Annotated in this window: 4 protein-coding genes; 1 reads left to right on the plus strand and 3 read right to left on the minus strand. The window is 50.3% G+C overall.

Features of this window, described 5'->3' with window-relative positions:
* Positions 1-599: 599 nt before the first annotated feature.
* Positions 600-1,718 carry a glycoside hydrolase family 3 protein gene (locus D5S03_RS03120; protein ID WP_287042643.1) on the plus strand — a complete coding sequence of 373 codons (1,119 nt, stop codon included), beginning with the start codon at positions 600-602 and terminating at the stop codon, positions 1,716-1,718.
* Positions 1,719-2,006: 288 nt separating this feature from the next.
* Here the strand turns inward: D5S03_RS03120 and D5S03_RS03125 are convergent, their stop codons facing one another.
* The 3 genes from D5S03_RS03125 to D5S03_RS03135 all read right to left on the minus strand — a co-directional run bounded on the left by D5S03_RS03125 (position 2,007) and on the right by D5S03_RS03135 (position 6,330).
* Positions 2,007-3,389: a sodium:solute symporter family protein gene (locus tag D5S03_RS03125; RefSeq protein ID WP_287042644.1), complete on the minus strand. Its 1,383-nt coding sequence runs from the start codon at positions 3,387-3,389 to the stop codon at positions 2,007-2,009.
* A 164-nt stretch (positions 3,390-3,553) separates the two neighbouring features.
* Positions 3,554-5,803 (minus strand): TRIC cation channel family protein, encoded by a 2,250-nt coding sequence (locus tag D5S03_RS03130; protein WP_287042645.1) that lies wholly within the window; start codon positions 5,801-5,803, stop codon positions 3,554-3,556.
* 101 nt (positions 5,804-5,904) lie between these two features.
* Positions 5,905-6,330 carry a cupin domain-containing protein gene (locus D5S03_RS03135; protein WP_244156344.1) on the minus strand — a complete coding sequence of 142 codons (426 nt, stop codon included), beginning with the start codon at positions 6,328-6,330 and terminating at the stop codon, positions 5,905-5,907.
* Between the last annotated feature and the right edge of the window lie 203 nt (positions 6,331-6,533).

A 6,533-nucleotide genomic window follows, 5' to 3' on the forward strand; every position in this document is an offset into this window, starting at 1 on the left:
AAGTCCATTGTGGACTCCATAATACACGAAGTCAAGGTTTTTTTAAAAAATCCGCCCACCCGATATAAAAAAGGACCAACTGCCTGCTGGAATGGATTTGAATGGCTCATTGGCGGCTACAGGCATGCCTGCTGGACTGAATACCGACCCGGTTGCCCATGATGCCTGGTTTAGAGCCAGGGTCAGGGAGGCCCTTGAGGACTCGCGGCATCCCATGTTGCATGAAGATGTTGAGGCCCGTTTTGAAACCAGACGAAACAAGGCTCGGCATATTTCCCCGAAGACATTCCACAGTATAAAAAAATCGCTTAAACTCCTCATCAAGCCCGGTAAGCAGTTCGAATTGGCTATATGAGAGGCTGCTTATGAGCTTTTCAGGCGACAAAATAAATTGTGCGGACGCTGTTCGCACTTTTTGGCTGTTAATGTTTTGGGAAGCAGGTGGCCGGTTTGTGCGGGTACTTTCCCCTGAATTGCTACTAAACATCATAGAGTAAAGGGCAGGCTTTTGAGCGCAAAAGTCTGCATATTTTTATAGTACACTGCTTTTGACTTTTTGATTATGGAACTATAATCTTTTTTTCAGGAGTACATGAATCATGAAATCTTTTCTTCCGGTGCAATTATTATTGATCATGCTGCTTTTGCTGAATCTTCCGTCCTGCGGTGGAAGCAGCGCTGGCGATGAAGAGCTTGCAGACAAAGTCGGCCAGATGCTTATGATCGGCTTCAGAGGGCTGGTGGTTGATGAGAACAGTCCCATTGTCCGGGATATTCAAAACGGCCTGGTAGGCGGAGTGGTGCTGTTTGATTACGATGTGGCTCTGGAAAGTCCAGCCAGAAATGTCCAGTCCCCGGATCAGCTGAGAAAGCTGGTTGCTGATCTGCAGGCTGCCGGCCCGGATACCCTGTTGGTGGCTGTGGACCAGGAAGGCGGAAGGGTGGCCAGGCTCAAGGAAAAATACGGTTTTCCGCCCACTGTATCCCAGCAGTGGCTGGGTACAGCCGATGATCCTGAGCTGACGTATGAATATGCATCAAAAACCGCCGTTACCCTCAAGGATATGGGTATCAACCTGAACCTGGCTCCAGTGGTGGATGTAAATGTCAATCCGGACAATCCGGTCATCGGCAGACTGGAAAGAAGTTTTTCATCTGATCCGGAAAAGGTGGCTGTGCACGCGGCAGAGGTAATAAAGGCCCACAGGGACAAAAATATTCTGACCGCGCTCAAGCATTTCCCGGGTCATGGCAGTTCCACCGATGATTCACATCACGGCTTTACTGATGTCACCAATACCTGGCAGGAACTGGAACTAGAACCCTATGAACTTCTGTTTGATTCCCCTGGAATGGATATGGTTATGACCGCTCACGTCTTCAATGCGCGTCTTGACCCGCAATGGCCGGCCACCCTGTCTCCCGCGGTCCTGACTGGAATGCTCAGGGAGGACCTTGGCTACGAAGGAGTCATCATTTCTGATGATATGCAGATGGGAGCCATTCATGATGAGTATGGCCTGGAAACAGCCCTGGAGCAGACCATCAAGGCCGGGGCGGATATCATAATTTTCGGGAACAATCTTGTTTATGACCAAGATATCGCCTGGAAGGCCAGGGATATAATTCTGGATCTGGTCCGTGCAGGACAGATTTCCAGGGAAAGAATTGATGAGTCCTATGAACGGATTATGCAGCTCAAATCAACACTGCAGTAACTTGAAGCCCAACGCGGGCCATGCCTGCAACCCCAAAACATTTCCTCACGCAAAGGCGTCCATTTAAATCTTCCTGGAGGTGCTTACGCATTTAATCAGGCCAAGGCGTGACAAGCAAAGCTCGCCAAGGAAGGCAGGTTATCCGGAAAAGTTCAAGCAAAGCACGGCAGTTTTTCATACCTGATTTCATCGATAACCACCTGACAATGGCCTGTCTGCAGCTGCATATTTTTAAGTCCAGAGGCCGTGGCAGCAAGCCTTGCTTCAGGCAGTGCACTGCCTGTAAGCTCAAGGCGCAGGCTTAAGCTGCGGCTTTTTTTCTCTATCCAGCAGTATAAAAACCAACAGGTTGGCAAAAAAGCCCACCACGATCCCGTGAATTTCCCATGGTCCGTTCAGGACATAATTCCAGATGAGCAGGGCCGCAATCCCCGCTCCAGCTCCACCTAAGAACTTTGTGCTGCTGACCCTTCTCTGCATTATGGCCATAACCAGGGGCACCAGGATTATGGGGGCCCAGAAATTGTATGCATATATCAAAATGTCCAGCACGCTTTCGATGGATAAGGCAAAAACCACAGCCATCACTCCCACAAGAAGTGTTACGCAGCGGGCCATTTTGACCTCGGATTCCCGGCTCATGGGTGTTCTGCGAAAGGGTTTCACCATGTCGTTACTGAAGCAGATGGCAGCGGCATTGAGAAAAGAGTCCGCTGAAGACATTATAATGGCAATAACAGCAGCAATTACAATGCCCTGCAGCAAAGGCGGCAGTGCCTGCTGCACCACGTAAGGCATGGCCAGATTGGGGTTAAGTTCGGGATTCAGCACCAAGGCCACCATCCCTATCAGCCCGGTGACAGCAAAAAAAGGAATGGAAAAAAGTCCGCTGTAAAGGGTGCCTCTGACAACCTGGCTCGCATTGCGGCCGATGAGCAGTCTTTGAAGGTATGGCGGAACAAGGGTCTCTCCGACTACAAAAGCCAGAAAAAGGGAAAAAAGGGCGATAACTGCTGCAGGTTCAAGGGAAATGCTTAAATGTCCCTGCGGTACAGTGCTGATAATGTGCTCCACTCCACCTGCACTTTGAATTCCCATGAAAAGAGTCATTGGCAGGCCCACTGCCAGGATTATGAACTGTACAATATCAGTCCAGACCACAGCCTTCATGCCTCCTGCAGTGGCGTAAGCGATGACAATACTACACCCTAGCAGTATACCCCAAAAACGTTCAAACCCGAGAAATACATTGGTAATGTATCCGATGGCACCGATTTGCGCGCCCAGGATTCCGGCACAAAGAATGAATCCGAACAGACCTGAAAATACCTTGGCGGTCTTGCCGTAATGAACCTCCATTATATCGCCCACTGAGATGGCGTCCCGGTATCTGTCCATCCTGGGGGCTATATATCCTGCCACAAGGATTTCCTTGAGGCTGAAGCCCCACAGGGCAACTATATTGACAATGCCGAACAGAAAAACCTTTTCAGCATTGCCCATGGAAAAACCGCCTCCAATAAAGGATGCGGACAGGGTGGCAAAAATTACCATCGAGCCGTAGGCTTTGCCTGCCACAGCGAACTGGGAAAGATTTTTGATGCCCCGGCCGGCCAGTATGCCGATAATGAGTACGCCGGCCAGGTAAACCAGAATAATAAAGTTGGTCATGAAAAAGTCCCTTACAGGCTGCAGGTTTAAAGGCAAGGAAAAAAGCTTCTGGGTCCAGAGAAAAGCCACTTTTTAGACCGGATGACTGGTTTTCCGGGTTTGCATTCGTCCACCACTGTCGGCCTGGGGGAGTTTGCGCCATGCTTGAATTAAATCCCCCCTGTCTACTTCAAAACATGGGCCTGCTGCGCCTTTCTGTTGGTGGCGCTGCCGGCCCGGATTTCTTTTTTATCCAGCCTGAGTTTCACATAATCGCTCAAAAGGTAGATGATGCGCTCCACCTTGTGCGTGGACTGCAATACAGCCTTGAGATGGGCATCATCATGCTCCTTTTGCCTGCCCCGGTATTTGTCCCGAAGATGGTCGAAGCGCTGCCGGTATTGCGATGTAAGTCCTTCCAGCATGGTAAAATCCATTACATCCCCGGTCTCAACAGCCATGGCTGTGGTATCGATCATGGTCCTCAGGCTTTCATGCATGAGCTGCTGCAGTTCTGATCCATCCACTGAAGGCTGCATACCCTTGCCGGGTTTTTGCTCCAGAAAGGCGTAGAGGTTGTTTTCCAGTGAAATGGCTATTTCCAGGCGGGCATTGCACTGGCGGTAGTTGTTTATGGTTTTTTCGTTCAATGGTTCTGCAGCTACCTGGTCCAGAGATTCTTTGAGCTCCCCGGTGAGGTAGAGAAACCTGTTGTGCATTTCTTCCAGCCTGGACCGGTGGACAGGGGCCGCCCTGGACTCGTCGTCTTCGGTATAATAGCCGGAGACAACCTTCCACAGATGGGGTTCTTTTTCCCTGAACTGCTGCAGGCGGGTATCGGGATGTGTGTAAATATCCCCGAACTGGAAGGGATTCATATAACCTTTCCAGAGGATAAAAAAACGCAAAGCGAAAAGAAGAAGCACCATGAACATGGTCAAGTAGAAAATAAGCCCCAGGCTTATTTCATAGGGGGTGTACATCAGGGCGCAGGTGTAAATGATGCCGCCCAGAATGGAAATTTCTGCATAGGTGTCCTGCTTGAGCATTTCGATGTTGAAGTCCGCCCTGACAATGTCCCGCAGGATCACGCCTCCGGAAGAAGTAAGAACCGCCATGGCCGGACCCCAGAGCCAAAGCGGTTCGGCCCTCATCTCCAGGGCCACGCCCACTCCGATGACGGTGAAACTGGCTACGGCCCAGGCATCGAAAAACTTGAACAGGCGGTCAAAAACGCTGCCAAGCCTATTTTCAATAAAAGCGTCTATTTTTTTGGCCAGGGTGCCGGAACGGTCGTGAATAAAATCGTAATACCTGATGATTGCGAATCCGGCCAGGACTATAGCAATGGCCACCAGGAAATAAGCCGGGGTTTCCAGGACAAAGACCTGGTCCACCCCGAGAAAAAGATCGCGCAGAACCCCGCCGCCGATGGCCGGCAGTGTAGCCAGAACCAGTGCCCCGAATAAATTGTAGCGCTCTTTGCGGGCCAGAAGCACCCCCGAGGTACAAAATGCCGCTATGCCCAGGAGATTTAGCACGGCGAACCAGGTCTGGCCGGTGGTGATGGACAGGTAAGCCGGAAGGACAAAGTCGCGGTGCAGGGTGCTTATACGTCCCTGCTCCTGCATGTCCTGCAGGATGGAGTTGAATTCTTCCAGCTGACCCCTTGATATGCTTTTTTTGCTAAAGAGAATATGAACCGGGATTTCCTGGCTTTTGATACCCAGTTTCTGCACCAGGCCGGATGCCTGAGACCTGGCAGTGAGGCGGTCCATGATTATGGGGTTGGCCACAAAAAGGTCCACCCTGCCCTCAACTACCAGGTGCAGGTTTTCCTCATAACCCTGGGAAGTGATGAGTTCCAGGTTAGGCGGAGGATCCTGCATAAGCTTCCTGAACTCTTCTGAACCGTAGGCATGGCCTTCAATCACGGCAATCCTCAGTTCCTCGCTTTGCAGGAACTGGAGTAACTCCTGCACCGAGTTCAAAGAGCTCAGCTTATCAATGCTTTTGTGGTAGTAGATTTCGTTTCTTTCTGTGCGGTAAGGCTTTGAAAAGTAAGCGAACTCCTCGCGGGCTTCTTCATAATAGGCCCCCATGAGAAAGTCTGTTTCACCGGTTTTGAGGCCTTCCAGGATTTCAGCCCAGGACATGGGCTCGAAAGTTACCCTGTGCCCGGTCTGCTCAAAGAGCTCCCTGGCTATCTGTATATCCAGTCCGGTGACTTCGGCCGCTGTTCCTGTGCCTGCCTGCATTTGATATGGTTCATCCGGGTACCAGCCGCTTCGCAGTTCATGGGCCTGGTTTTGGGCAAAGGCAGGATACAAAATGCCTGAGAAAACCACAAAAAGACAGATGAGAAAGCACAGCCTGCAGGATTGCAGAGCCCTGTATGCAGAATTTATGGTCAAAGCAGGCATGGCTTGAAACATTGTCTTTTTATCTTGCTGGTAAACAGGAAATTATCCAAAGGCCGGGTTTGTATAGTTGATGTTTTGTCCAGGAACTTATTCTTTTCAGATATCCTGCCTTTTTATTTTTCCACAGTTACCGGCTTGTCGGATGTGCCGGCGTAAAATACAATTATCTCTGCCGGTTCGTCCGCCTCGTTTACCCCGTAATGCCATTTATCCACCACCTCCACTATGGCTTCTCCAGACTGAAGGATGAGGGTCTCGTCTTCTTCCGTGACCACCTTCAACTCTCCCTTTAGCAGAACACCGACGTTGATTACAGGGTGCTTGTGCAGGGGCAGTGTTGTCCCCGGAGGCACAGTTATTCTAAGCACCTTTATTTCAGGAGTACCCTCTGGATAATCGGGAAGCATTTCCCCGTCCCAGCTCTTGCTGGTCTGAATGAGTACCTGCGATTCAACCCCGGTCTCTTCACCAGCCCATGCGTTTGTCCACAAGAGCAGGGTCAGCAGCATAAATGAAGCGATACATTTTTTCGTATTCAAGATGTTCTCCTTAAAGATGTGACTGAAGGAAAATATTGCAGATTTATTGATCATGACCGGTTCTGAGGATCTTGAACTGGAAGTATCTGTTTAGCGCTTTTAAGGAAAGCAGGGGACAGGCACTCCGGGACCCACTTGAGCATCATTTTGTGCTTAAAATATCTCATTTTTTGGGACAAGTGGGTCCCGGAAGAGCCAGTCCC

Source organism: Desulfonatronospira sp. MSAO_Bac3 (assembly GCF_003838035.1).
Taxonomy (GTDB): domain Bacteria; phylum Desulfobacterota; class Desulfovibrionia; order Desulfovibrionales; family Desulfonatronovibrionaceae; genus Desulfonatronospira; species Desulfonatronospira thiodismutans.